Raw genomic sequence first — 23,638 nt, 5'->3', positions numbered from 1 at the left:
TTCGTTTCACCGTGAAGCCAGTCGTTTTCTTCAATCGCGAGGAGCGGTTATGCTCCCCTTCGCTTTCGAAGTCAACAACTTTTTTTCATTTCGTGAAACTTTCGTTTCACCTTGAAGCCAAGTCGTTTTCTTCAATCGCGAGGAGCGTTTATGCTCCCCCTCGTTTCACAAGTCAACAACTTTTTGTGTCTTGGCGAATTTCGCCGCGATCCATTGTGTCGATCCCGTGACGCGAGAAATGCACTTTAAGCAAACACCCCTGACGTGTCAACACAAAAACCATTTTCACACGAATATTCAACCAAACGCCCGGTCAGCGCCGATTTACAGCCCTCCAACCACTCGCCACATCTACACTCTGGCATTTTCACCCAACGATCCCCCCCATCACCACTCAGCGTGCCGCCCTTTCATAACGAAGACACACTCTGCCCGGTCGCATCAACGGCACACCCCAATTTGTTCAAGCGAACCATACATTCGCTGTCATATATATAGATGTATCAACTAACATTTCGTCACTTGGCGAAATATGCTTGACTTCAACCACCCCACTTCTTATATTTCGTCACACAACGAAATGAAAAAGACATCCACCTCCATCACGTCCCCCGGAGTACACATGCTCAGCTACATATCCGCTATCCGCGCCCTTGGCGACGAAAACCGCCTGCGCATACTCATGGCCTTGCGCCTGCGCCCTCTGTGCGTTTGCGAGATAACAACGCTCCTTGGGCTAGCAGCGTCCACCACCTCCAAACATCTGTTTATCCTACGTCAGGCGCGCTTGATCGAGAGCATCAAGAATGGCCGCTGGGTTTACTATCGCCTGCCGCAAGATCCTACAGACTGTGTGCGTGATGCGCTTGCGCTCACAATCCGCGAGCTTGCAGACTGCCCCCAAATCGCACAGGACGAAGCCGCCTTGCCGGGCATTTCGCACAACACCAGCATCCATGAATTTTTCAAGCAGAAGCATATTCCTGTGCCTGCCGATCAGGCCGACGACACTGAAGACGATGCCGCGCAAACCGCAGGCACCCCCGCATAACGTCAGGAGATCTGAATGGAATCCACCAAGCTTAGCCCTTTACCCATGAAGGCATGCTGCGCTGCATGCGCCCCGGCCGCCCCTCAGCCAGAGGCAGACGACCACGATCACGGCTGCGCCTGCTGCCATGATCATGACCACGGTCATGAACACGGGCACGACCACGAAAAGCGCGAAATCGCCATCATGGCCATATCGGCCGTGCTTTTCGCCATTGGTATGATCGCGGATGAACGCCTTGCCGAGTTCATGCCCAACTGGTTGGTCATTGGCATCTTCTACGCCCTTCCATATGTATTGTGCGGCTTCGATGTGCTGCGCATCGGGGCGCAAAGCATCCTGAAGAAGGATTTTTTCAACGAATTTACACTGATGGGCGGCGCAACCATCGCGGCCATAGCCCTTGGGCAGTTGCCGGAAGCCGTGGGCGTCATGCTGTTTTACTGCGTGGGTGAATTTGTGCAGGAACGCGCCGCCGGGCGTTCTCGTCGGTCGGTCAAGGCTCTGCTGGCCGCCCGGCCAAGCATTGCCCACGAAATGCTGGACAACGGCGCCACTCAAGATGTGGAACCCGAAGCCCTTGGCCCCGGCAGTCACATTCTTGTGCGCCCCGGCGAAAAGATCCCGCTGGACGGCACAGTGCTGGAAGGCGATTCGCAGGTGGACACCTCCCCGCTTACGGGCGAATCCGTGCCCCAGCGCGTTGCCCCCGACAGCAAGGTGCTCGCGGGCACCATCAATCTGAATGCGGCCCTGCGCGTTGAAGTGACAACGGCCTTTGCCGACTCCTCCATTGCCCGCATTCTGGAAATGGTGGAAAACGCCGTGGCCCGCAAGGCCCCTACGGAACGCTTCATCACCCGCATGGCCCGCTGGTACACCCCAGCAGTGACGGGTATTGCATTTCTGGTGGCGGTGCTGCCTCCCCTGTTCGGGCTTGGCCCATTCTCTCAATGGATTTACCGCGCTCTGGTGCTGCTGGTCATTTCCTGCCCCTGCGCCCTGCTTATTTCCATTCCGCTGGGCTACTTTGGCGGCATTGGCGCGGCTTCTCGCCGGGGCATCCTTATCAAGGGCGGCGCTGTGCTCGACAACCTGCGCGATATCCGCGTGGCTGCGCTGGACAAGACCGGCACCCTCACCGAAGGCGTGTTTGAAGTAAACGCCGTGCTGCCCGCCGAAGGTGTTGCTCCCAATGATCTTCTGACCGCTGCCGCGCTGGCGGAGAGCCGCTCCAACCACCCAATTGCCCGCTCTGTCATGCGCGCTGCACAGAAGCAAGGCATTGTGGTTGATGATGCATCACTCTCAGGCATGGAAGAAATCCCCGGCATGGGTGTGGCTGCCGCTGCTGACGGTCATAAACTTCTTGCGGGCAACGCTGCCCTGCTCACAAGCCGTGGCATTGCGCCCATGGAAGTGACCATGACCGGCAGCGTGGTGCAGGTCGCCAAGGGCGGCAAGCTGCTGGGCGCGCTGGTGGTGGCAGACCGTATCAAGCCGCAGTCGCCGGAGGCTATTCAGGAACTGCGCCGCCTGGGCATTCAGAACATTGCCATGCTCACGGGCGACAGAGAAGAACAGGCCCTCCCCGTGGCCCAGCGCCTGAAGCTGGACACCCTGCGCGCAGACCTGCTGCCCGAAGACAAGGCCGGAGCGCTCGAAGCCCTTGGCCCGGTAAAGAACACAATCTTTGTGGGTGACGGCATCAACGATGCCCCGGTGCTGGCAACGGCAGGGGTGGGCGTGGCCATGGGCGGCCTCGGCGCGGAAGCCGCCATTGAAACTGCAGACGTGGTCATTCTGGATGACAACCCGGCCCGTCTGCCGGAACTGCTGCGCATAGCGCGCCGCACGCGTACCATTGTGTGGCAGAATATTGTTATGGCCTTGGGCATTAAGGGCTTGTTCATGGCGCTGGGCATCGTGGGCCTTTCCGGCCTTTGGGAAGCCGTGTTTGCCGATGTAGGCGTGGCCCTCATGGCTGTGCTCAACGCGGCCCGCGCTGGCAAGATAGACGTGTAGCAAGCAAATCGGGGGAAGAGGCCACAAAGCCCCTTCCCCCGATTTTTATATTCGGCCCTGTCCTGTTCAGGGCTGCGCCTCTGCCCCACTGGCGGGCAAATCTTCTCAAAAACGAAATCCGGCATCCTGCTTGCGCCGACCGACCTTTTACAGGGCAGCGCGCTCCACGGTGTAGCCGCTCGCCTCCAGCGCTTCAATAGCCGGAGCAAGCTTTTCCGCCTTCATCAATATATAGTCCGTATCAAAGGTGGACACGGCAAAAATGCTTATTCCCGCCTGGGCCAGCACGGTGGACAAGCCCGCCATCACACCGGTAAGGCCAAAATCCATCTGCCCCGCCACGCGCAGTGCGCGCCAGCCATCCTCCCGCGCCAGTGTGGCGTGAGGAACATCCACAGTTAGGCAGACCACCGAAATTTCCGCATCAGTTTTGCCCACAAACAGCCACGGCACATGAAAATTGACGGCGCGCAGGTTTTCCACCTTGCAGACGCTGAATTTTCCTTCAATAACTTGCAACTGCATGCTTTCTCCGCCTTTTCTTTCAGTTCGGTGTAAAAAACTGGCCGGGCAGATCATACACCTAGAGCATTTCAACGTTAATCTGGTCTAGGAAAGCAGCATTTTCAAGTGCCTGTAGGCCAAAGCTGTCGCCATGCGCCCACGCGGGGTGCGCTTTAAAAAGCCGCACTGAATAAGGTAGGGTTCGTAAATATCTTCAATGGTTCGCACTTCTTCCGAACAGGCAACGGCCAGGGTTTTGATGCCCACCGGGCCGCCGTCATAGTGTTTGATGAGCACTTCCAGCAGCTTGCGGTCCATCTGATCCAGTCCCAGCTCGTCCACGTCCATGCGCTTGAGCGCCGCCGAAGCCTGCTCGCCAGTCACCAGCCCGTCACCGTGCACCAGGGCAAAGTCGCGTACCCGGCGCAACAGACGGTTTGCAATGCGGGGCGTGCCGCGCGAACGGCGGCCAATTTCCGCAGCGCCGTCAGTGGAGACCTCCACACCCAGGATGCGCGCCGTGCGCTGCACCACGCGGGCAAGGTCGCCCGGACTGTAATATTCCAGCCGCGCCACAATGCCGAATCGGTCACGCAGGGGCGAAGAAATCAAGCCCATGCGCGTGGTCGCCCCCACAAGGGTGAAGGGTTCAAGGTCTATCTTGACCGTGCGCGCCGCAGGCCCCTGCCCGATGACCAGATCGAGCTTGAAATCTTCCATGGCGGGATACAGCACTTCTTCCACGGCAATGGGCATGCGGTGGATTTCATCCACAAAAAGGATGTCGTGCCTGTTCAGATTGGTGAGGATGGCGGCAAGGTCGCCGCTGCGCTCAAGTACCGGCCCTGAGGTGCAGACAAGATTGACCCCCAGCTCGGAGGCCATGATCTGCGCCAGCGTGGTTTTACCAAGCCCTGGATTGCCGTAAAAAAGCGTATGGTCCAGCGCCTTGCCGCGCTCGCGCGCAGCGCCCAGATACACGCGCAGATTGGCGCGCAGTTCATCCTGCCCGATAAAGTCGTCAAGGCTGTGCGGGCGTACGCTTTCGTCAATGCCTGTGGTGCACTCCGCAACGCACGGATTCGCAAGATCGGTCATCAGACCTTCCCCTTGGCAAGGGCCTTGAGGGTGGCGCGCAGAGCGCCGGTCACATCCAGATCAGGCTCTTCATGCAGCAGTTTTTTGACTAGGGGCGCGCATTCGTCCGGCTCGTAGCCAAGGTTGCCCAGACCGTCCAGCACATCGCGGAATACAGAACCGGGCCGCGACCCGGTGGTCAGCGCCGCCGCCTGCGGGGCGTCCTCGACCTTGAGCTTGTATTTCAGCTCAAGAAACACATGCTCGGCGGTTTTTTTGCCAATGCCCGAAACGCGGGTAAGGGCCAGCACGTCATCCTCAAACACAACCCGGCGCAGGTCGTCGGGCCGAAAAATGGAAAGGATGCCAAGGGCCGTGCGCGCGCCCACCTTGGAGATGGAAACCAGCACTTCAAAGGTCTGGCGTTCTTCAAAGGTGGCAAAACCAAAAAGTTCCAACGCGTCTTCACGCACTGCAAGGCTGGTGTACAGCGCCAGGGGTTCCCCTCTGCCGGGCAGGCTGGCAAGCGTGTGGGCGGGCAGGGCCACTTCGTATCCCACGCCCCCTTCGGTGACGATCAGGCAGGCATTGCCCCATATTTCGGCCAGGCGGCCTTCAAGATAGGCGATCATGGATTCCTTGCGAGAAGTAAAGGTTGCTACAGCCAGAGCATAGACTGAAAGGCGAAGGGTTTCAAATGGCGCTTGCCGTGTGCGACGCTGCCGCCCTCAGTGGAACTTTGACCCGAAATTGCCTTATTTGGAAATAACGTCAGGTTCAATACCAGGGATGTTCCCATCGGTTACGGCTGAAAGAACACGGAGCATCCGCGCAAAATCTTTCTGCCCACTCCCAAGGACCCCAAAAAATTCTCTATCTATAACCTCGACCGTTGGCAGGCTGTTGCTCAACCGGAGTTGTCCCTCATCTGAAAGGCTCACAGACTTGGCGCGGCTGTCCTGCGGGTGTGTCGTGCGCAGAATCAACCCTTTTTTTTCCAACAATACCGCAAGCTGTGAAATCGTCATCAAATCCATGTCGGCAAGGTTTGCCACCATGCTCTGGGTCACGTACTCCTCATTTTGCGCCAGATAGCCGGTACAGGCCAGAAAAACGAACTGAGGGTGCGTGAGGCCGCACTTGGCGAGCGCTCTTCGGATAATACCGTGCCAGCGGTTATATGCCCGTATAAAAAGCAACCCAGGGGAGGCTCCAGCCTCCCCCTGAAACTGTGAAGGAAAAACTACAGGCTTTCTGCCAGAATTTTCAAACGCCATAACACATCCGTCATATCCCCAGTGACTTTTTGGAAAAATGCATAATTTTCGTTTGTTATTTCACAATATTTTGGCAGAAGCGAGATGGAATGTTCCACAAAGCGCCGCCCATCGCGCTCTGAAATTTCATGCCCGAACTCTAGCCGTCCTATACCCCCAAGGTCAACGGCATCCCGAAAACGCTTGTTGGTCTGCACCTCTGTAAAAACAAATCGGATCGGCGGCATGCCTTCTAGCTGCATGGTACCGCCCACACCCTCGGCAAATGGCCCGTCAAGCTCATACGATTCCAAATCTGTTTCCCATTGTCTTCGAAGTGAAAATTCGCTGTAGACTCTCCAAATATTATCCGGCGTGGCGTTTACCGGCAATTCAAGTGACATCTTGAGCATGGCGTACTCCTTTGCGCTGTGTTTAATAAGTACATTTATAATAAGTATACTTAATATCGAGAGTCAATCATAATCTTCCAATGGGGAGCTCTCTGTTAACCGCCAATGCCCACCATCTGCTTGTCTGCCACGGCGGAGCCTTTTTTGCGGGCCTTGAGCAGATCCGCACCGATGGGTTTGTCCGCACAGGCAAGGCGCACCACGCGGGCCAGATGTTCGTCATCAAAACGCGGATGACGCAGAAGCCCCCGCAAATGATATTCCCTGTCGTCAAACAGGCATGTGCGCAGGTTGCCGTCGCTCGTAAGCCGCAGCCTGTTGCACGTGCCGCAGAAATGGCAGGATACAGCGGTGATAAATCCCATGCGGCCCTTGCCCCCCTGCACGGCAAACATCTTGGCGGGGCCAGCCTCCGCGCTGCTGTCCTGCACGGGATCAAGGCGCACACGGCGCTCGGCTTCGGCCCGGATGTCTGCGGCAGACCAGAACGTCTCCGGCCCCCAGAGGGTGCCGCTGCCCATGGGCATAAATTCGATAAAGCGCAGATCAACGGGCATAGTGCGCACGGCATGAACAAAATCGTCCATCTGCCCGTCATTGACGCCGCGCATGGCGACAGCGTTGATTTTTACGCGAATGCCCGCTTGCAGCAGCCCGTCCAGCGAGGCGAGAACAGCGGGCAGCAGGTCGCGCCCGGTCACTCTGGCAAAGGTTTCGCGGTCAAAACTGTCGAGGGAAAGATTGACGGCGCTCACCCCCACCGAGCGCAGCAGCGGAATGTGCGGCTCAAGCAGGGTGCCGTTGGTGGTCAAGCGCAGATCAAGGGAGGGGTAACGCGTATGCAGCAGATGCAGCAGTTCGTCGCAGCCCTTGCGGGCAAAGGGTTCGCCCCCGGTAAGCCGCACCTTGGAAACGCCCAGCGCGGCCATCATGCCCACAAGGCGGGCCATTTCTTCATAGCGCAGGACCTTGGGGTGCGGAATGAACTTCTGATTTATCTCGCTACGGCAATAGGCGCAGCGCAGATTGCAGCGGTCAGTGACAGAAAGGCGCAGATACCGCACCACGCGGCCGTGCCCATCGCACAGAGGGGCAGGGTGCGCCAATGACGCGAGTTCTTCACCAGGGGCGGCACAGTTGCCAAGAGGGGCAAATGGATTTACACATGCTTGCATGAAACACCTGCTATTCGGAGCCGCCCTGCTGGGCTGCCTTTGCATGACCATACCCGCGCTGGCCTGGGACGGCTTTGACGCCGATTCCGCCGACCTTGTCGAGGTGATCCCCGACCGTGTTCCCTCCAAGGGCGACACGGTGGACGTGCGCAACTACGATAAGGACGCCACGGAAACCTGCCTCGTTGAATCGGTTGCCCGCAATGCCCGCACTGTGGAACTTGTGGTGCGCACTCCTGCCGGAGTAGCCCGCACCCTTGTGATGGAAGGCCGTTAGCGGCTGTTGCCGAAAAGCATTTTGTGCCCCGAGGACTGTTGATCGCGCTTTGCGGCGCGCAGCCGGGAGCAAAACGGCGTTTTCAGAAACAGCCGCCAGTGCCAGCACTTAGTTATCGCCCGAATCGGCCTCATGCCCCGGCAAAAGAATGCTCGGGCTTTCAGCCTGACCCTGCCCCTTGGGACACTGGGCCTGGAGATGGCAAATTTCGCAGCCGCCCTTGAAGGGATAGTGCGTCACCACGGCATAACGGCGCGTAAGGGTGCCGAATGCCTCGCGGTATTCAATGCCCAAGGAGGCCAGCGCCTCACGCAGCGTTTCTGTGGGGCGCGGCGACGGCGCGCAACCGGCATCTTCCACCTGGGGCAGAGCCTCCTGCACGGCAGCCATGCACATAAACTGGGCAAGATTGTTGATCATAAAGCCGTCAGAGGCAGATTTGCCCCAGGCTTCATCCACAAAATTTTCCACTTCTTCCGGCAGCCAGACAGCCAGATACGAAATTTTGCCAGCCGCAATCTCACAGACGTTCAGTTGCGGCAGCCATTCGCCCCACAGGCCCACAAGACGCTCAAGAATCGCACCGCCAAGGCGCGTTTCCTTGCTCATGGACATGAAGGCTTCCAGATCAAAATAGGGCTGCATTTCATGCCGCCGGATTTCATACGGTTTGCTGCTTGCCTCGCTCACTTGTTCTCCTTGGATGCTCATGCCTGATTAGCCCGCGCGCTGCCGCGCCTGACCGTGCTTATGAGCCGCAGCAGATATTCTATCCATGCAAGGCATATCGTCAAGAGCATGTTTGCCGCAGCAAGGCTGTTGCATGGGCCGCAGAGCGGGGCTGGCGCTGCCTTTTGCGGTCATTTGATTCTTTCGCTCCAAATTTTTTGCAGCGGGCCGACCGGGCATGATCCATACAAAACAATGCCGTCCCCAGCGCGGAGAGCATGTTGCCTTTACTTGGCAGGGCCTCTTTTTTATCATATGCAATTGCCGCACAGCTGATGTCGTTGCAAACGGAGCCTCAGCCTGCGGCCAGGCTTCTGATACCACACACCACAAGGATGCCGCATGAACAAGCCCAGTGACCACCCCGCAAAGATCCGCTATAAATATCAGATGGATGAAAACGCAAGACTGCAAACAGCCCACGGCGTTTGGGGCGGCATAAATCCGCAGGGCGAGATCGAGATGAATTTTTATCACGAAAGCGATGCCCTGCCCGCTTTCTCTGAGCAGCTGGTCGCCCCCGACGGCTCCATCGGCCACGAAATGACCCCCGGCGAGATGGACGCGCGCGAAGTGAACCGCTGCATCCACAGCCGCGTGCTGCTCAACTACCACACGGCCCGCGCCGTGCTTGACTGGCTTGAAGACCGCGTGGCCGCCCTTGAAGAAGAAGGCGCACATGGTATGTACGATGCAGACCTGGACATTGAGCAGTAATACAAGATCATGATTGAAAAGACCTACCATATCATCACTTTTGGCTGTCAGATGAATGTGCACGACTCCCACTGGCTGGGGCGTGCGCTCGGCGCTCGCGGTTTTTTTGAAGCGCCGCTTGAAGACGCGCAGGTGGTGGTGGTCAATACCTGTTCTGTGCGTGAAAAGCCGGAGCAAAAGGTTATGAGTACGCTTGGCCGCATCCGTCAGGTTTCGGGCGGCAACCCCGCCGTGCTGGTGTGCGTGGCCGGATGCGTGGCCCAGCAGCTTGGCGAAAGCATCTTTGAAAAAGAAAGCCAGGTACGCCTTGTGGCGGGCAGCGACGGCATAGGCAATGCCCCGCAGGCCATTGAGCGCCTGCTGGAAAATCCCGCCCAGCGCCTCTCCCTGCTTGATTTTACAAGCCAGTACGTGGAGCGCGAGGGCACAACCGAACCCGGTGTGGTCAGCGGTTCCGTGGCCTACGCCAATATCATGCAGGGCTGCGACAATTTCTGCGCCTACTGCATTGTGCCCTTTACCCGGGGCCGCCAGAAATCGCGCAGCAGCACGGCCATTCTTGATGAATGCAAGGCACTGATCGACAACGGCGCGCGGGAAATCACCCTGCTTGGGCAGAACGTCAACGCATTCGGGCAGGACAAAAGCGGCGACGGCACAAGCTTTGCGGCCCTGGTGCGCAAAGTTGCCGCCCTGCCGGGCCTTGAGCGTCTGCGCTATGTTACCCCGCATCCCAAGGATATGGGGCCGGAAGATATCGCCGCCTTTGCGGAGCTGCCCCAACTCTGCCCCCGCCTGCACCTGCCCATGCAGGCAGGATCGGACGCGGTGCTGGCCCGCATGAAGCGCCGCTACGACAGCGGGGCCTTTCTTGATCTGGTGGAACGCCTGCGCGCAGCCCGGCCCGATCTGGCCCTCTCCACCGATCTTATTGTGGGCTTTCCTGGTGAAAGCGAGCAGGATTTTCAGGATACGTTGCAGATGATGCGCGCCAGCAACTTCATGTCCAGCTTCTCATTTTGTTACTCGGACAGGCCGGGAACACGGGCCTCACTTTTCCCCGACAAAATCCCCGCCGATGTGGCCCAGGACAGGCTTTTGCGCCTCCAGGCCCTTCAGGATGAACTTGGCGCGCGCTGGTTGCAGCAGCGGGTGGGCGGCGAAACCACCCTGCTGATCGAAAACCGCAGCCCCAAGGAAGGCCAGGGGCCGGAGCCAAGCTGGCAAGGACGCGACCCCTACGGCGCGCCCGTGCATGTGGAGCTGTCGTCGCAAGTGGATCACACGGGCCACATGGTGCGGGTGAGCATCACTGAGGCCAAGAAACACAGCCTCATGGCCCAACGATTGGGGGAACCATGGTAGAAATGCGCGTTTTTGGCCTCACCATCGACCCGCAGAGCAAAACACCCATCGTAGTGTTGCGCGAAGCCAGCGGCGATGCCGTGCTGCCCGTCTGGGTGGGAGCCATGGAGGCCATGGCCATTTCTCTGGTACTCAACAACGAAAACCTGCCCCGCCCGCTCACGCACGACCTTTTTCTCATGACGCTCAAAGCCTTCAAGGCCGAGCTGCGGCGCGTGGAGATCAACGACCTGCGCGAAGGCACCTTCTACGCAGTGCTTGTGCTTTCCGGCCCGGAAGGCAGAACGCGGGTGGACTGCCGCCCCTCGGACGCCATTGCCCTGGCCATGCGCGCAGGGGCGCCCATTCTGGTGGAAGAGGAAGTACTGCGCCTTTCTGCCGAGGAGCAGCAAAGGGCAGAACAAAGCACTGCCGTGGAAGTTACCACGCCGATTCCTGATGCCGCCACCGACATGGTGCGCCGCGTCGGTGCCCAAAAAGAGGCGGATATGCTGGGCGGCGCCCTGCTGCGCCACGGCGAGCTGCCCCCCTCCCTCTCTGCGGATGAAGAAACCCGATACCGCGAGATGCTGCGTTCGCTTGATCCGATTTCACGCCGCAAGATGTAACCAGCCGCAACAATTCTCTTTATCTTTACCACACCCGCATTGCTTGGATGTGCGCGTGGGTTTGGGCATCTTCTGTTTTTCCCCATTTTTCGCGCAGACAGCGCTTTTCAGAGGCAATACGGCAGTCCTTGCGGCCATGACGGGACGGGCGCGGCCAAGCCTGCCCCTGGAGGATTCAGGGGTTTTCCTGAACTCTAAAAATATTCTAAATAAAAAATGCTGCACCAACCGCCCAAAATCATGGATAAAAATTTTCAGCCCGCGCCAATAGCCGATTTCAGATCCCTAAAGATATACCGTCTTGCTCCGATTATTAGCAGCAATGGGGAAGCGAACCATGCTGCACTATCGACTATTCAAAGAAATCAACGACCTTTTTGCCTCCGGGCATGTCGAACAGGCCCGCCGCCTGCTCATGGAAGTGCAATCGCGCAGCATAGCCCTGCACGATGAGCTCAACCTGTTGCAAACCCGCCTGAAAACCCTTGAAGAAGTTGTTGAGCTTGCCAGCAACCTGTTCCGCCGCAACGGCCTCTACTGGCTCAAGGCCAAGGATATAAATCTTGGGCCGTTCTGCCCGCGCTGCTACGAAAACGAGGGCGGTCTCATCCGCCTTGAACGGGCAGATGGTACGCTGCACTGCCCATACTGCCACGCCGTTCATTCCTGCCCGCCGGAATATTGCGCCAGCGAGGATGTGCAGCAGCGTGCGCGCATAATACCCTTTGCCAATTAGGCTGGTTCTGACAGATACGACACATAAACACCTTGCCGCCACAACCAGCGACAAGGTGTTTTTTATGGAGGCACAAGCGCTTACGCTCATTCGCGACAGGCATTCATCAAATTTCAAGCCCCAGTTTTCTTGCGCAAGCCCGCTCCAGCGGGTATAGTGCATTTACGGAAGCCACTGCCTGCCCTTCCTGCCGGCAGCTTTTCAACTGGTTATTCCGACAAGGACAAGCATGACCCGCCCACGGCAGATCCATGTTCTTCTTCTCAGCGAAAGCGAATCAATGGCCGCTCTGGACAGACGCGCACTGCGCGAAGTCGGGGTTGACCGCATTGAAGGTCTGACCTCCGGCGTGGCGGCAGCCCGCATGCTGGCTGGCCTTGACGAATTTCCCCCTTCTTTCAAGCCCGATGTGGTCATCTGCTCGCAGCGCCTTTCTGATATGGACGGCGAACAGTTCTGCGCCATCCTGCGTCTGCACCCCCTGCTGCTCGACATGCCCGTACTGCTGATTCTGCCTCACGACAGCGAGGTGGAGCAGCTCCGCACTCTCGGCTGCGGCGCAAGCGCCCTCATATCAAGGCCCTACTCCTTTAGCCAGCTCAAGGCCCATCTTGATTTTCTGGCCAACTCGCGTTCTTCGCTTGATGACCTGGAAAAAGCCGCCCACCTTGCCGACACCAGGGCCTTTGACGAAGCCGTGGCCACCTACGGCATCCTGCTCAAGCCCATTCGCCAGCCCGAAGACTATTTTCGCGTGGGCATGCAGTGCCTTGAACAGCGCAAATGGAACAGCGCCATCAATGCCTTCCAGCGGGCCATGCGCGGCGCGCTTATTCAGGGCAAGGCGGAGCTGGGCATGGCCGCAGCGTGGAAGGGCAAGGGCGACATGGCCCGCTACCGCCACTATCTTTCGTTGGCGGCAGCCACTTTCGTGCGCGCGCGACAGTGGAACCGCGCCCGCGCTGTTTATGCCCGCATGCTTCAGGAAGACCCCGCAGCGCGAAGCCCGTTTTTGTCCGAGGCCTTGCAGCAGATACGCCAGGGCAACTTTGATTTTGCAGCAGGAATTTTGGCTCAGGGGTATGAAATTACCCCCAGAGAGCAGATCAGTGAGCGCATGGCTCAGATATGCCTTGCAACAGATACCCCGGACGACATGCTGAAAAACATGGAAACCTGCCTTGAACAGGCTCTGGGCGCTGACGCCGAAGCCTTGAGCGCAGAAATCCGCACCACCCTTGAAACCCTGACCCGCGAGGCCGAGGCAAAAAAGATTGAGGACGCGGTCGAGCGCCAGTGGCGGGCAGGCCGTCAGGCCGCCAGGGAGCGCGGGGACGCAGAAGGCGCAGCCGCAGAATGGGCAAATGACCCTCTGATGCAGGTGGGTCAGGCGCAAATGGGCCATGTGCAGGCAAATCAAACGCAAACAAATCAGGCTCAGCCCGCAGGCACAGTCCCTCTGGCTGGCGCGCGGCAACGCGGGCAAGTTGGCATTGCCCTTGCCGACGAGGACGAACCGGACATGCCCTCCCAGCAGGGTTCCGCCGCCAGAGCAGGCAATCTGCGCGCCGGGCAGGGTGCCTCCTCGCCAGTTATCCCCTTGTGGGGCGAGCATGAGGGCGCAGCCCAATCAACGCAGAACACCCGCACCGCGCAGGATGCGCAGCCTGCCATTTCTGGCAATACCCCCATCCCGCCGCTGCTTGATCCCCTCGCGCGCGGCAAAAGCTCCGGAAGCCTGCTTGGCGGCAAAAGCAGCCTCACGGACATGATGTCCATAGTAAGATTTACCTGGAAGCAGGCCTTCCGCAAATAGCGCAAACGTCCTTTTCATTTTCTCTGCCAACGCAATCAGTGATTGAAAGAGGCGCAGGCGGGCAAAGCCCGTCTGCGCCTCTTTTTACGCTCGCACCAGTCCGCCCGCAGAAAAAACGTTCTGACAGGGACAGGGTATATATAACTTTATGACATCGTCCTAACGCTTCACGCGCTGGAGCATGTCTTCCGTGGTAAGCGAATGCAGATGCCGCACCCGCCAGAGGTAACATGCCGCCCCGAATCCCAGGGCCACAATGTAGGCAATCCAAAAGCCCGCCGCTCCCATTGAGGGCACCAGAAGGTTTGTACGTGCCAGGGCAAACCCCAGAGGCAGCCCGATAATCCAGTAGGCCCCAAAGCAGATGGCAGAAATAATCCGCGTATCATTGTGCCCGCGCAGAATGCCGATGCCCGTCACCTGCAAGCCGTCCACGATCTGGTAGGCGGCCTGATAAAGCAGGAGTTGCATGGCCAGGGCGGCCACCGCCGCATCCTCGGTATAAATGGCCACAATACTATGGCGGAACAACACTGTAAGCGTAGCAATGAGCAGCGCAAAAACAACGCTCAGGGTCAGGGCCGTGCGGGCCACGATTTTGGCGCGCTCGGCCTGCTGCGCCCCAAGGTAACGGCCAACGCGGATTGTGGCCGTCATGCTGATGGAAAGCGGGACCATGAACACCAGCGCCCCAAAATTAAGGGCAATCTGATGACCAGCCACCATGACCGTCCCCAGTGGGGCCAGCAAAATGGCGCTGAGGGCAAAGAGCGAAACTTCGAAAAACAGGGCCAGCGCGCCGGGAAAGCCAATGCGGAACACACGCAAAACCAGCGCCCCGTCAAAGCGCGGCTCTTCTGCGCTGCCGCCACGGACCAAGGGCGCAAACAACGGCCCCAGGCATTTATACTGCGGGTCGCGGCGCAGATAATACAGCATGCACAGGCCCATAAACCAGAAGCTGATGGCAGAGGCCACGCCGCAGCCCACCCCGCCAAGCTCCGGTAAGCCGAACTTGCCGTAAATGAATACGTAGTTGCAGGGAACATTAAGCGCCAGCCCGAGCAGGCCTATGACCATGGCGGGACGAGTGCGGGAAAAACCCTCAAGAAAGCTGCGCAGGTTCACAAAAAGCAGGAAACCCGGCAAACCCCACATGATGGCGCGCAGGTACGCCCCTGCCATGTCTGCAAGCGCGGGTTCAAGGCCAAAAAGGTCCAGATGGAACGAGACTGCGTAATAAAAGCTCACCAGCACAACGCTCAGGCCAAGAGTAAGCCACAGCCCCTGCCGCAGCAGATGCGCCGCACGGTCAGGCCGCCCGGAACCCACCAGTTGCGCGCTCAAGGGAGAGAGCGCCAGCAGGCAGCCAATGCCAAGCAGGGCCACAGGGGCCCATATGGAACCCGCAACGGCCACAGCGGCCAGAGCCTGAGCGCTGTAAAGCCCGCTCATGGCAGTATCGGCAAAGGTCATGCCCGTTTGCGAAAGCTGGGCAATGAAGATGGGCAGCCCCACCGCATAAAAACGGCGGGCCTCTGAAAGGGAGAATATTTTTTCAAACATAGGGTTCTCGCAGGTGATCCGTGGCGGGCATAAAGCCAGCGCCAGAACAAGCCGGAAGAGTCCGGGGTAAAACGTGTTCCGTCCGCGCCGCAACGCGCGAAACCTGGGGAGGCAAAAGAGTTACGGGCCGGGTTTGCCCTGCCTGGCTATAGCAGTTAACTCATTTCATTCGTAACCTGCTTCAGGGGTTGTCTCTAAATAAATGATTTTGTGCCAAGGGCAAGGAAAAAGGTTTTTTTTACGAAAGGAGTGTACTCGCTTTAGCCGCTGCGACAAAGGAAGCTACGGATGCTTCAAGCGTTGTGACGCAGGAAACTACGCTTGAAGACAGCACGCGTAACGACACGGTTTCATCGTTGCAATCGCTGTCGCCATCCGTAGGCCCTTCGGCAACGGCTGCCGCGAAGACAGCAGCGCTTACGGTACATGACTGGAGTAAAAAATGGCCTTTTGACGCAGCCAGTTGGCCAAAAGAATTATTTAGAAACAGCCCCTAGCGCAAAAACAGCCCTTCAGAAGGCAGGGCCTTGCCCATGATATCCGCAGCCCGGCCCACCAGTGTTTCAATGGCCGCACGCCCTGCCGGGCCGAGATCAAGGCTGAAATCCGTCACAAAGGTCTTGATGTGGGCGCTGGTGACGCTTTCTTCCATTTCCTGCGCATGCGAACGGATAAATTCACGCGAATCATCGGGGTGCGCGTTGGCGTAAGCCAGGCTGGCAGTAATGGTATTCTGCACGCGCCGGGCAAGGGGTATGGGCAGGTCGCGCCGCACGGCAATGGCCCCCAGCGGCAGCGGCAGAGAAAACTCCGCCTCCCACCACTGCCCCAGATCAAGCAGTTTTACAAGCCCTTGACGTGCGTAGGTAAAGCGTCCCTCGTGGATGATCAGACCAAGATCAGCCTCGCCATTGCTCACGGCAGACATAACGTCGCTGAACAACATTTCCTTGCGCGGCCCCTGAAAACCGCCGTGCAGGGTCAGCAGCAGGTTGCCTGTGGTCAGCAGGCCGGGCACCGCCACCGTGGCATTGCGCCAATCTTCGGGCTTGAGGTTTTTGCGCGCCACCACAAGGGGGCCGCAGCCCCAGCCAAGCGCCGCGCCAGAAGACATCAGGGCATAATCCTGCATGATCTCGGTGGTTGCGCCAAGCGACATTTTGGTGACGTCCAGCGCCTTTTGCCGGGCAAGGTTGTTCAGTTCTTCCACATCGGCCATATGCGGGGTGAGAGGCGCGGGAACAGGCACCAGCCCGTGCAGCATGGCATGAAAAATATAGGTATCGTTGGGGCAGGGCGAAAGACCGAATGACAGATTTGGCGGCGGCAAGGCAGACATTTTTTCCTCACGTTGACAGTGTGCGGCGGCGGGGCTTAATCTGCGAGCGGCATTTTGCCCCCAATCCATGCACAGGATTCAGATATGCTAGACGCAACATACTACGCCGCACTGGGCCTTTCGTCTATCCGCGAAAAGGTGCTCTCCGGGGAGCGGCTTTCGCCCGAAGACGGGCTGACACTGTTCAACTGCCCCGATATTACAGCCGTAGGCGCTCTTGCGCTGCACGTGCGCTGCCGCTTGCACGGCCACAAGGCCTTTTATGTGGTCAATCGGCAGATCAACTATACCAATGTGTGCGTCAACGGCTGCACCTTTTGCGCCTTCCGCCGCGACAGGGAGGACGAGCCGGGCGCGTTTGCCATGAGCCTTGATGACGTGCTGGCCCGCCTGCGCGCCGCAGACGCGACCCCCCTGCATCTGGACGAGCTGCACATTGTGGGCGGCTGCCACCCCACGCGCCCCCTTGCCTGGTTTGAAGACATGATCCGCGCGGTGCGGGCCTTCAACCCCAACCTGCCGGTCAAGGCCTTTACGGCCGTAGAGATTGAACATTTTGCGCGCCTTGAAGGCATCAGCACCCTTGAGGTGCTCAAGCGCTTGCAGAACGCGGGCCTTGTGATGATGCCCGGCGGCGGCGCGGAAATTTTTGATGAAGAACTGCGCCCGCAGATCTGCCCGCACAAGGCTGATGCCAAGGCATGGCTGCGCATCCAGGGCGAGGCTCACAGCCTCGGCATTGCCACCAACTGCACAATGCTGTTCGGGCATATCGAATCATACGAACATCGTATCGACCACCTCTGCCGACTGCGCGAGCAGCAGGACAAAAGCGGCGGCTTTACCTGTTTTATCCCCCTGCCCTTCCTTACGGATCATAGCCGACTCAAGCTGCCGGAAGACAAGGTGGGCCCCCAGCGCGGGCTGGATCAGCTGCGCACGGTGGCTGTTTCGCGCCTCATGCTCGACAATATCCCCCACCTTAAGGCCTACTGGATCATGATGGCCCCCAAGCTGGCCCCCGTGGCCCTGTGGTACGGCGCGGACGATCTGGACGGCACCATCATTGAAGAGCGCATCGGTCACATGGCGGGCGCGCAGTCCGCTCAGGGTATGACCATTGAGGAACTTGAGCACCTTATCCGCGAGTCGGGCTTTACCCCGGTGCGGCGCAACGCCACCTTCAATACACTGAACGACGAATCCACGGAGGCGCGCCAGTGAGTACGTTTTTCCCCGCGCACAGCCCCTTTGACGAAGCGGGCGCAGAATTTGAAGACGTGCGCCAGGCCGCAGCCCTTGCCGCCAGTGGTCAGCGCCTTGACCGCGCTGCCGCCGAAGCCCTGTACTACAAGGCCAGCCTGCACACGCTTGCTCAACTGGCCCACGCCAGGCGTCTGCGCCTGCACCCGGAACCCATTGTCACCTACGTGGGCGACCGCAACATCAACTATTCCAACGTGTGCGTGTGCGCCTGCCGCTTCTGCGCCTTTTTCCGCGCGCCAGATCAGGACGGCGGCTACATTATCAGCCGAGAGGAAATGGCGCAGAAAATCGAGGAAACCCTTGCCCTCGGCGGTACCCAGGTGCTGCTCCAGGGCGGACACCACCCCGACCTGCCGCTGGAGTGGTACGAAGACCTGCTGCGCTGGATGCGGGCCACATGGCCGCAACTGCACATCCACGCCTTTTCACCGCCGGAGATTTTCTTCTGGGCCGAGAAATTCGGCCTTTCCGTAACGGAAGTGCTGCGCCGTCTGAAAGAAGCTGGCCTGCAATCTCTACCCGGCGGTGGGGCGGAGATTCTGCACACGGGCGTACGCGCCCAGGTTTCGCCCAACAAATGCACTGCCGAGCAGTGGCTCGGCGTTATGGAAGAAGCCCACAAGCTGGGCCTGCGCACCACCGCAACCATGATGTTCGGCCATGAGGAAGAACCCGCTCACAGGCTGGATCACCTCTTTGCCGTGCGCGAGGTGCAGGACCGCACCCATGGCTTCACGGCCTTTATTCCCTGGACATTCCAGCCAGCGCACACGCGCATCGACGTCGACCCGCTGCCCGCGCCCGCTTACCTGCGCCTACTGGCAGTCTCGCGTCTGGTGCTGGACAATATCGCCAACATCCAGGCCTCTTGGGTGACCATGGGACCGCAGGTGGCCCAACTGGCCCTGTTCTACGGCGCCAACGACTTCGGCTCGCTGATGATTGAAGAAAACGTGGTGGCCGCAGCCGGGGTTTCCTTCCACATGAACCGCAGCGACATCCACAAGGTCATCCGCACGGCGGGCTTTACCCCTGTGCAGCGCACCATGGATTACACGCCCGTGGTTCCCCAGCCTGAAGCGTAAAGCTCCTTGCACAATTGATTCCACGTTTCCGGGGGTTCGCCCCCGGAAACGCGTTTTGGCCGCACATTCAAATTTCGCCCATCGGCTTTGCCCCTGGCAAAAGGTACTCCGCCCCATGACCGAGCAAAAGAAAACTCCCCCTGTACTGCGCATGGGCCGCATTGGCTATCTCAATGTACTGCCCATCTATCACCCGCTTGAAGCCGGTATTCTACCCCACGATTACGAGCTTGTTTCCGGCCCGCCAGCCCTGCTCAACACCATGATGGCGCGCGGCGAACTGCACGTTTCGTCCTGCTCGTGTTTTGAATACGCCAGCCGCCCGGAGCGCTACCAGCTTGTGGAAGACCTCTCCATAGGCTCCCACGGCCCGGTCATGAGCGTACTGCTGCTCTCACGCGTGCCCTTTGATCAGCTTGAGGGGCAGGAAATCCTCATCAGCGGCGAAACACATACCTCGGTGGCCCTGCTGCGCCTCATCATGCGCGACAGGTTCAAGCTCAACGTCACATTCACCACCGGGCAGGTGACCCCGGCCCTGCGCGGCAAAAACCCGCCCGTGGCCTTTCTGGCCATTGGCGATGAAGCCCTGCGCCTGCGCAACCATCCCGAGTATCCGCACCGTCTTGATCTGGCTGAGGCGTGGCGCGACTGGACGGGCCTGCCCTTTATTTTTGGCCTGTGGGTGGTCAGCCGCGCCGCCGCCGAGGCAAAACTCTTTACCAGCGACCCCGGCGCGCTGCTGCGGCAGGGCCGCGACTGGGGCCTTGAGCACATGGACGTCATCCTCGACCTCACGGCCCATGGCTGCCCCCTCTCGCGCGAGGAGCTGGCCTTCTACTACAGCAAGGGTCTTGTTTACACACTGGGCGAAGAAGAACAGCGCGGCTTGAGCCTTTTTTATCAAATGCTGGCAGATGCGGGCATGATCGCCAAGGCTCCGGCTCTGGAGTTTTTCAAACTGTAATTATTCGCTGCGGGCATTTTTCATCTGAAAAAAATTTTGGCCGCAGGGCAAAAAAAATCGGCATGGAGCAGCCGGAGCACGTGGTGCGGGCTGCTCCATTTTTTTGCCGTATTTACATAGTAATTCAGTAAGTTGCCATCATTCACAGAGGTATGCTCAGCCTTAAAAATTGCCGCAAAGCCTACAGCCAGGCCAAAATATTTTTCTCCGAATTATCATCCAGCACATGGAATGGAAGAGCAAACTAACCTAGTGTCAGTGCCCACGCGCGTACTGACACTCTTTTATCGTGGGGTAGGTATATGACTCAGGTTTCTTCCGCCGCAGGGCGGTCTTTTTTGGGCTATCTTTGTGAAAATATTCGTAATAGGGGCAAAAATCCCCTGCGCGCTTTCACGGGTTTTGCCCTGGCATGGGTTGCGTTTTTTCTGCTGTGGACTGTGATTCCCGCTTTTGACGGGCTGACGCACAACGGCATGGCCGTTCTCGGCATTGTGGTATGGGCCAGCATCATGTGGGTCAGCGAGGCCATGCCCGCAGGCGTGACTGGTATTTCCATTCCCACCATGCTGCTGATCACCCAGGCTCTGCCCTGGAACAACGGCAAGCCGCCCATGGCTACCATCTTTGCCGGATTCACCGACCACGTTATCTGGCTGTGCCTGTTTGCCTTTATGGTGGCAGCGGTCATGCAGCTCATTGGCCTTGACCGCCGCATCGCTCTGGGCATTCTGGCCCGCTTCAAGGCTTCGTCCGTATGCCGGGTTATCTGGGGCATGTTTTTTGTAAATATTGTTCTGGGCTTTCTGGTGCCTGCGGCAAACGCCCGCGCCGCCACCCTGCTGCCCGTGGTGCAGGGCATCTGCAATCTGCTGGGTGATACGCCCGAAGAACGCGCCGCAAAAAAGGCCCTTGTCATCCAGTCTCTGGTTTACGGCTCCATGATCTGCGGCATGTTCATCATGACCGCCCACCTGCCCAACATGATTCTGGTGGGTATTTTTGAAAAAAACGGCTTCACCAACATCAACTTTCTCAACTGGATGCTCCTGCAGTTCCCGTATCTGGGGATGTTTGTGCTGACCAACTGGTGGACGCGCTACTACTTCAAGACCAACTGCGTTTCCATTGCGGGCGGCTCCGCCACCATTGAAAAAAGCTACAAGGAACTTGGCCCCATGAGCATGGCGGAAAAAACCCTGCTGGGCATTTTTCTGCTGGTCGGATTCATGTTTGTGACGGGCAAGGGCAGCTTTATTTATGAACTGCACCGCCAGCCTTTGGGCGTTATCGGTCTTGTTGGTATGATGGTGCTGTTTGCCCCCGGCATGATGCCCTGCTCATGGAAGGCCGTGCAGCAAAAGACCATCTGGGGCACATTCTTGCTGCTGGGCGGCGCAATGACCATGACCACCGCCATGACCCAGGCTGGCGTGGCACAGTGGCTTGCCGACCACATCCACAGCATGGTTGTGGGTATGAACTGGTGGCAGACCGTGCTGACCATGATGGTGGGCACGCACATTATCCGCCTTGGCATGCTCTCCAACGTGGCTGCCGTGGCCATGCTTGCCCCGGTGGTATTTGCCATGGCGCCCAAGCTTGGGCTGCACCCTGTGGCCTTTACCCTGCTGGTTTGCGATACCGACACCTTCGCCTACCTGCTGCCCACGCAGATTACCGCCGCAGTCATTGCGCACAGCACAGAAACCTTCTCCACAGCTGACTACGCCAAGGTGGGTTCTGTGGCCGTGCTTATCGCTATCGCCTACGGCGTCTGCGTCATGGCCCCCTGGTACGCGCTGCTCGGCATGCCCGTGTGGAACCCCGCCGCAGCCTGGCCTTTTTAATCGCCCCAACCCTTTGCCCGAGAGGACATTATGGCACGCATAAAAACAACACATGCGGTCGATTTTCGGCCAACCAGCCTGAACGATATTGAAACCGTCGAGGTAACCGCCGACCTGTTGATCATCGGCGGCGGCAATGCCGGTTGCTTTGTGGCAACGGAAACCGCGCGTCTCAACCCCGCAGCCAAGATCGTTATTGTGGAAAAGGCCGACATCATGCGTTCCGGCGCGTGTTCTGCCGGCATGGACGCCATCAACACCTATATTCCGCCCAACAAGACGCCCGAAGACCTCGTGCGCTGGAGCCGCTCGCAGGTTGGCGGCGGCCCCCTGCGCGAAGACCTGGCCCTCTCCAACGCTCAGGAACTCAACGAATGCGTTGAAGACCTGGAGCGCTGGGGCTTGCCCATTCTCCGCGATGAGCAGGGCAACATCCGCTACCGTGGCAAGTGGGATATTTCCATCCACGGCGAGCAGCTCAAGCCCATCATGGCAGAAAAAGCCCTTGAAACCGGCGCGGATGTCTACAACCGCGTGGCGGCAACGGGCCTGCTGGTGCACAATGGCCGCTGCACAGGGGCCACGGGCTTTGGCGTGCGCGACGGCAAGTTCTACGTGTTCCGCGCACGGGCCACTGTGGTGAGCACCGGCGGCGCGGGCACGCTTTACAAGTCCTACACCGCCGATTCCACCGACAGCGGTTCGCAAATCTGGATGTGCCCCTACTGCGTTGGTTCCGGCTACGCCATGGGCCTGCGCCAGGGCGCGGAACTCAGCAGTCTTGAGCAGCGCTGGGTCGCCACGCGCACCAAAGATTTTTGCGGCCCGGTGGATACCATCTCCGTGGGTTACGGCGCGCCCATCATCAACTCCTTGGGCGAGCGCGTCATGAGCCGCTACGCAAGCCTTGGCGGCGATGCGGCCCCGCGCTACATCCGCGCCAACGCTCCCATGGAGGAATGGCTGGCTGGTCGCGGCCCCTGCTTCTGCGACACCACCAACATGACCCCGGAAAAAACCAAGGCCATGATGGAAGACTACCTCAACGAGCGTCCTTCCTTCGTGCTCTTCCTCGCCAGCCGTGGGCAGGATCCGTCCAAGGAACCCATCGAAATCTTCGGTTCCGATCCCTACATCATGGGCGGGCACACAGGCGGCGGCTATTGGGTGGACATGGAACGCATGACAACCCTGCCCGGCCTGTTTGCAGCGGGCGAAACCGCAGGCGGCAACCCCAACAAGTTTGTGGGCGGCTGCTGCGCCGAGGGCAAACTGGCCGCGCGCGGCGCTCTTGCATATATGGCCGTTGCCGATGCGCCGGAGCTTGATGCCGCCCAGATCGCGCAGGAAAAGGAACGCGTGTACGCTCCCCTGCTCACGCGCGAAGAAGAAGGCGTAAGCCCGCTGGAAATGAAGGAACGTCTGCAAAGGCTTATGGATGAATACGCTGGCGGTTCCAGCCAGTTTTATCGCGTCAACGAGCAGCAGCTTGATTACGCCCTGCGGCACATCAAGATTCTGCAAAGCCAGTTCAAGCATCTGCGCGCCAAGGATCTGCACGACCTCATGCAGGCCAACGAAACCATGGATCGCGTGGACGTGGCCGAAGCCGTGGTGCACCACCTCAAGGCCCGCAAGGAAACCCGCTGGGCTGGCTGGCAGACCCGCTCGGACTACCCCCAGCGCGACGATGAAAACTTTGACTGCTTTGTGGAGTCGCGCCGCGATCCCGCCACAGGAGAAATGACAACCTTTACCCGTCCCTACGAGCAGTTGCTGCCCGGCGACAGGTACAAGCCCTAAGTCAGGAGAAAGA

General features: G+C 58.9%; 22 protein-coding genes. 13 read left to right on the top strand and 9 right to left on the bottom strand.

Annotation, left to right across the window (positions count from 1 at the left end):
• Positions 1–580: 580 nt before the first annotated feature.
• Both JMF94_RS10315 and JMF94_RS10310 read left to right on the top strand, forming a co-directional pair.
• Positions 581–1,051, top strand: coding sequence for a metalloregulator ArsR/SmtB family transcription factor (locus tag JMF94_RS10315; protein ID WP_240825009.1), 471 nt, complete (start codon positions 581–583; stop codon positions 1,049–1,051).
• Between the two features lie 15 nt (positions 1,052–1,066).
• Positions 1,067–3,076 (top strand): heavy metal translocating P-type ATPase, encoded by a 2,010-nt coding sequence (locus JMF94_RS10310; protein WP_240825008.1) that lies wholly within the window; start codon positions 1,067–1,069, stop codon positions 3,074–3,076.
• A gap of 147 nt (positions 3,077–3,223) precedes the next feature.
• Here the strand turns inward: JMF94_RS10310 and JMF94_RS10305 are convergent, their stop codons facing one another.
• From JMF94_RS10305 to moaA, 6 genes are all read right to left on the bottom strand, one after another.
• Positions 3,224–3,601 carry an ACT domain-containing protein gene (locus JMF94_RS10305; protein WP_240825007.1) on the bottom strand — a complete coding sequence of 126 codons (378 nt, stop codon included), beginning with the start codon at positions 3,599–3,601 and terminating at the stop codon, positions 3,224–3,226.
• Positions 3,602–3,685: 84 nt separating this feature from the next.
• Positions 3,686–4,678: a Holliday junction branch migration DNA helicase RuvB gene (gene ruvB, locus JMF94_RS10300; protein WP_240825006.1), complete on the bottom strand. Its 993-nt coding sequence runs from the start codon at positions 4,676–4,678 to the stop codon at positions 3,686–3,688.
• Entirely contained in the window at positions 4,678–5,289 is a 612-nt protein-coding gene (gene ruvA, locus JMF94_RS10295; RefSeq protein ID WP_240825005.1) for a Holliday junction branch migration protein RuvA, read from the bottom strand. Before ruvA ends, ruvB begins: the two co-directional genes overlap by 1 nt.
• A 123-nt stretch (positions 5,290–5,412) precedes the next feature.
• Complete coding sequence (locus tag JMF94_RS10290; RefSeq protein ID WP_240825004.1) at positions 5,413–5,934, bottom strand: MarR family transcriptional regulator; 522 nt, start codon at positions 5,932–5,934, stop codon at positions 5,413–5,415.
• The gene (locus JMF94_RS10285) at positions 5,901–6,326 is read right to left on the bottom strand and encodes an SRPBCC family protein (protein WP_240825003.1); all 426 of its coding nucleotides are present in this window, start codon (positions 6,324–6,326) and stop codon (positions 5,901–5,903) included. Before JMF94_RS10285 ends, JMF94_RS10290 begins: the two co-directional genes overlap by 34 nt.
• Before the next feature lie 95 nt (positions 6,327–6,421).
• Complete coding sequence (gene moaA, locus JMF94_RS10280; RefSeq protein WP_240825002.1) at positions 6,422–7,501, bottom strand: GTP 3',8-cyclase MoaA; 1,080 nt, start codon at positions 7,499–7,501, stop codon at positions 6,422–6,424.
• On the opposite strand from moaA, the gene JMF94_RS10275 reads away from it, so the two are divergent.
• Entirely contained in the window at positions 7,500–7,778 is a 279-nt protein-coding gene (locus tag JMF94_RS10275) for a DUF5334 domain-containing protein (RefSeq protein WP_022657260.1), read from the top strand. The genes moaA and JMF94_RS10275 overlap by 2 nt on opposite strands.
• A 108-nt stretch (positions 7,779–7,886) precedes the next feature.
• Here JMF94_RS10275 and JMF94_RS10270 read toward each other — a convergent pair whose 3' ends face one another.
• Positions 7,887–8,423 carry a hypothetical protein gene (locus tag JMF94_RS10270; RefSeq protein WP_240825017.1) on the bottom strand — a complete coding sequence of 179 codons (537 nt, stop codon included), beginning with the start codon at positions 8,421–8,423 and terminating at the stop codon, positions 7,887–7,889.
• Between the two features lie 426 nt (positions 8,424–8,849).
• Here JMF94_RS10270 and JMF94_RS10265 point away from each other — a divergent pair, with 426 nt between their 5' ends.
• From JMF94_RS10265 to JMF94_RS10245, 5 genes are all read left to right on the top strand, one after another.
• Positions 8,850–9,224 (top strand): hypothetical protein, encoded by a 375-nt coding sequence (locus tag JMF94_RS10265; RefSeq protein WP_240825001.1) that lies wholly within the window; start codon positions 8,850–8,852, stop codon positions 9,222–9,224.
• 9 nt (positions 9,225–9,233) lie between these two features.
• A complete protein-coding gene (gene miaB, locus JMF94_RS10260) occupies positions 9,234–10,589 on the top strand; it encodes a tRNA (N6-isopentenyl adenosine(37)-C2)-methylthiotransferase MiaB (RefSeq protein WP_240825000.1) in 1,356 nt (451 codons plus the stop codon).
• Entirely contained in the window at positions 10,583–11,197 is a 615-nt protein-coding gene (locus tag JMF94_RS10255; RefSeq protein WP_240824999.1) for a bifunctional nuclease family protein, read from the top strand. The genes miaB and JMF94_RS10255 overlap by 7 nt, the downstream gene beginning before the upstream one ends.
• A gap of 337 nt (positions 11,198–11,534) precedes the next feature.
• Positions 11,535–11,933 carry a hypothetical protein gene (locus tag JMF94_RS10250; RefSeq protein ID WP_240824998.1) on the top strand — a complete coding sequence of 133 codons (399 nt, stop codon included), beginning with the start codon at positions 11,535–11,537 and terminating at the stop codon, positions 11,931–11,933.
• Between the two features lie 229 nt (positions 11,934–12,162).
• Entirely contained in the window at positions 12,163–13,749 is a 1,587-nt protein-coding gene (locus tag JMF94_RS10245) for a response regulator (protein WP_240824997.1), read from the top strand.
• Positions 13,750–13,908: 159 nt separating this feature from the next.
• Here the strand turns inward: JMF94_RS10245 and JMF94_RS10240 are convergent, their stop codons facing one another.
• On the bottom strand, positions 13,909–15,315 hold the full coding sequence (locus JMF94_RS10240) for an MATE family efflux transporter (protein WP_240824996.1): 1,407 nt from the start codon (positions 15,313–15,315) through the stop codon (positions 13,909–13,911).
• Between the two features lie 493 nt (positions 15,316–15,808).
• The gene (locus JMF94_RS10235) at positions 15,809–16,654 is read right to left on the bottom strand and encodes a 1,4-dihydroxy-6-naphthoate synthase (protein WP_240824995.1); all 846 of its coding nucleotides are present in this window, start codon (positions 16,652–16,654) and stop codon (positions 15,809–15,811) included.
• Positions 16,655–16,738: 84 nt separating this feature from the next.
• Between JMF94_RS10235 and mqnE the strand changes: the two genes are divergently transcribed.
• From mqnE to JMF94_RS10210, 5 genes are all read left to right on the top strand, one after another.
• Positions 16,739–17,878, top strand: coding sequence for an aminofutalosine synthase MqnE (gene mqnE, locus JMF94_RS10230; RefSeq protein WP_240824994.1), 1,140 nt, complete (start codon positions 16,739–16,741; stop codon positions 17,876–17,878).
• Positions 17,879–17,934: 56 nt separating this feature from the next.
• Entirely contained in the window at positions 17,935–19,005 is a 1,071-nt protein-coding gene (mqnC, locus tag JMF94_RS10225; protein WP_240825016.1) for a cyclic dehypoxanthinyl futalosine synthase, read from the top strand.
• Between the two features lie 115 nt (positions 19,006–19,120).
• Entirely contained in the window at positions 19,121–19,972 is an 852-nt protein-coding gene (locus tag JMF94_RS10220; protein ID WP_240824993.1) for a menaquinone biosynthesis protein, read from the top strand.
• Positions 19,973–20,274: 302 nt separating this feature from the next.
• Positions 20,275–21,822 (top strand): DASS family sodium-coupled anion symporter, encoded by a 1,548-nt coding sequence (locus JMF94_RS10215; protein WP_240824992.1) that lies wholly within the window; start codon positions 20,275–20,277, stop codon positions 21,820–21,822.
• Positions 21,823–21,852: 30 nt separating this feature from the next.
• The gene (locus JMF94_RS10210; RefSeq protein ID WP_240824991.1) at positions 21,853–23,625 is read left to right on the top strand and encodes an adenylyl-sulfate reductase subunit alpha; all 1,773 of its coding nucleotides are present in this window, start codon (positions 21,853–21,855) and stop codon (positions 23,623–23,625) included.
• The last annotated feature ends 13 nt before the right edge of the window (positions 23,626–23,638 follow it).

Origin of the sequence: Desulfovibrio sp. UIB00, from assembly GCF_022508225.1 — a bacterium.
In the GTDB taxonomy this organism is placed as follows: domain Bacteria; phylum Desulfobacterota; class Desulfovibrionia; order Desulfovibrionales; family Desulfovibrionaceae; genus Desulfovibrio.
This window is presented reverse-complemented; position numbering and strand designations above follow the sequence as displayed.

Coding starts and splice junctions, on each gene's coding strand:
- JMF94_RS10245 (WP_240824997.1), top strand. CDS start 12,163: ATGACCCGCCCACGGCAGATCCATGTTCTTCTTCTCAGCGAAAGCGAA.
- JMF94_RS10285 (WP_240825003.1), bottom strand. CDS start 6,326: ATGCTCAAGATGTCACTTGAATTGCCGGTAAACGCCACGCCGGATAAT.
- JMF94_RS10220 (WP_240824993.1), top strand. CDS start 19,121: ATGACCGAGCAAAAGAAAACTCCCCCTGTACTGCGCATGGGCCGCATT.
- JMF94_RS10275 (WP_022657260.1), top strand. CDS start 7,500: ATGAAACACCTGCTATTCGGAGCCGCCCTGCTGGGCTGCCTTTGCATG.
- JMF94_RS10265 (WP_240825001.1), top strand. CDS start 8,850: ATGAACAAGCCCAGTGACCACCCCGCAAAGATCCGCTATAAATATCAG.
- JMF94_RS10235 (WP_240824995.1), bottom strand. CDS start 16,654: ATGTCTGCCTTGCCGCCGCCAAATCTGTCATTCGGTCTTTCGCCCTGC.
- JMF94_RS10290 (WP_240825004.1), bottom strand. CDS start 5,934: ATGGCGTTTGAAAATTCTGGCAGAAAGCCTGTAGTTTTTCCTTCACAG.
- JMF94_RS10210 (WP_240824991.1), top strand. CDS start 21,853: ATGGCACGCATAAAAACAACACATGCGGTCGATTTTCGGCCAACCAGC.
- JMF94_RS10255 (WP_240824999.1), top strand. CDS start 10,583: ATGGTAGAAATGCGCGTTTTTGGCCTCACCATCGACCCGCAGAGCAAA.
- miaB (WP_240825000.1), top strand. CDS start 9,234: ATGATTGAAAAGACCTACCATATCATCACTTTTGGCTGTCAGATGAAT.
- mqnE (WP_240824994.1), top strand. CDS start 16,739: ATGCTAGACGCAACATACTACGCCGCACTGGGCCTTTCGTCTATCCGC.
- JMF94_RS10315 (WP_240825009.1), top strand. CDS start 581: ATGAAAAAGACATCCACCTCCATCACGTCCCCCGGAGTACACATGCTC.
- JMF94_RS10250 (WP_240824998.1), top strand. CDS start 11,535: ATGCTGCACTATCGACTATTCAAAGAAATCAACGACCTTTTTGCCTCC.
- JMF94_RS10215 (WP_240824992.1), top strand. CDS start 20,275: ATGACTCAGGTTTCTTCCGCCGCAGGGCGGTCTTTTTTGGGCTATCTT.
- moaA (WP_240825002.1), bottom strand. CDS start 7,501: ATGCAAGCATGTGTAAATCCATTTGCCCCTCTTGGCAACTGTGCCGCC.
- JMF94_RS10310 (WP_240825008.1), top strand. CDS start 1,067: ATGGAATCCACCAAGCTTAGCCCTTTACCCATGAAGGCATGCTGCGCT.
- ruvA (WP_240825005.1), bottom strand. CDS start 5,289: ATGATCGCCTATCTTGAAGGCCGCCTGGCCGAAATATGGGGCAATGCC.
- ruvB (WP_240825006.1), bottom strand. CDS start 4,678: ATGACCGATCTTGCGAATCCGTGCGTTGCGGAGTGCACCACAGGCATT.
- JMF94_RS10240 (WP_240824996.1), bottom strand. CDS start 15,315: ATGTTTGAAAAAATATTCTCCCTTTCAGAGGCCCGCCGTTTTTATGCG.
- JMF94_RS10270 (WP_240825017.1), bottom strand. CDS start 8,423: ATGCAGCCCTATTTTGATCTGGAAGCCTTCATGTCCATGAGCAAGGAA.
- JMF94_RS10305 (WP_240825007.1), bottom strand. CDS start 3,601: ATGCAGTTGCAAGTTATTGAAGGAAAATTCAGCGTCTGCAAGGTGGAA.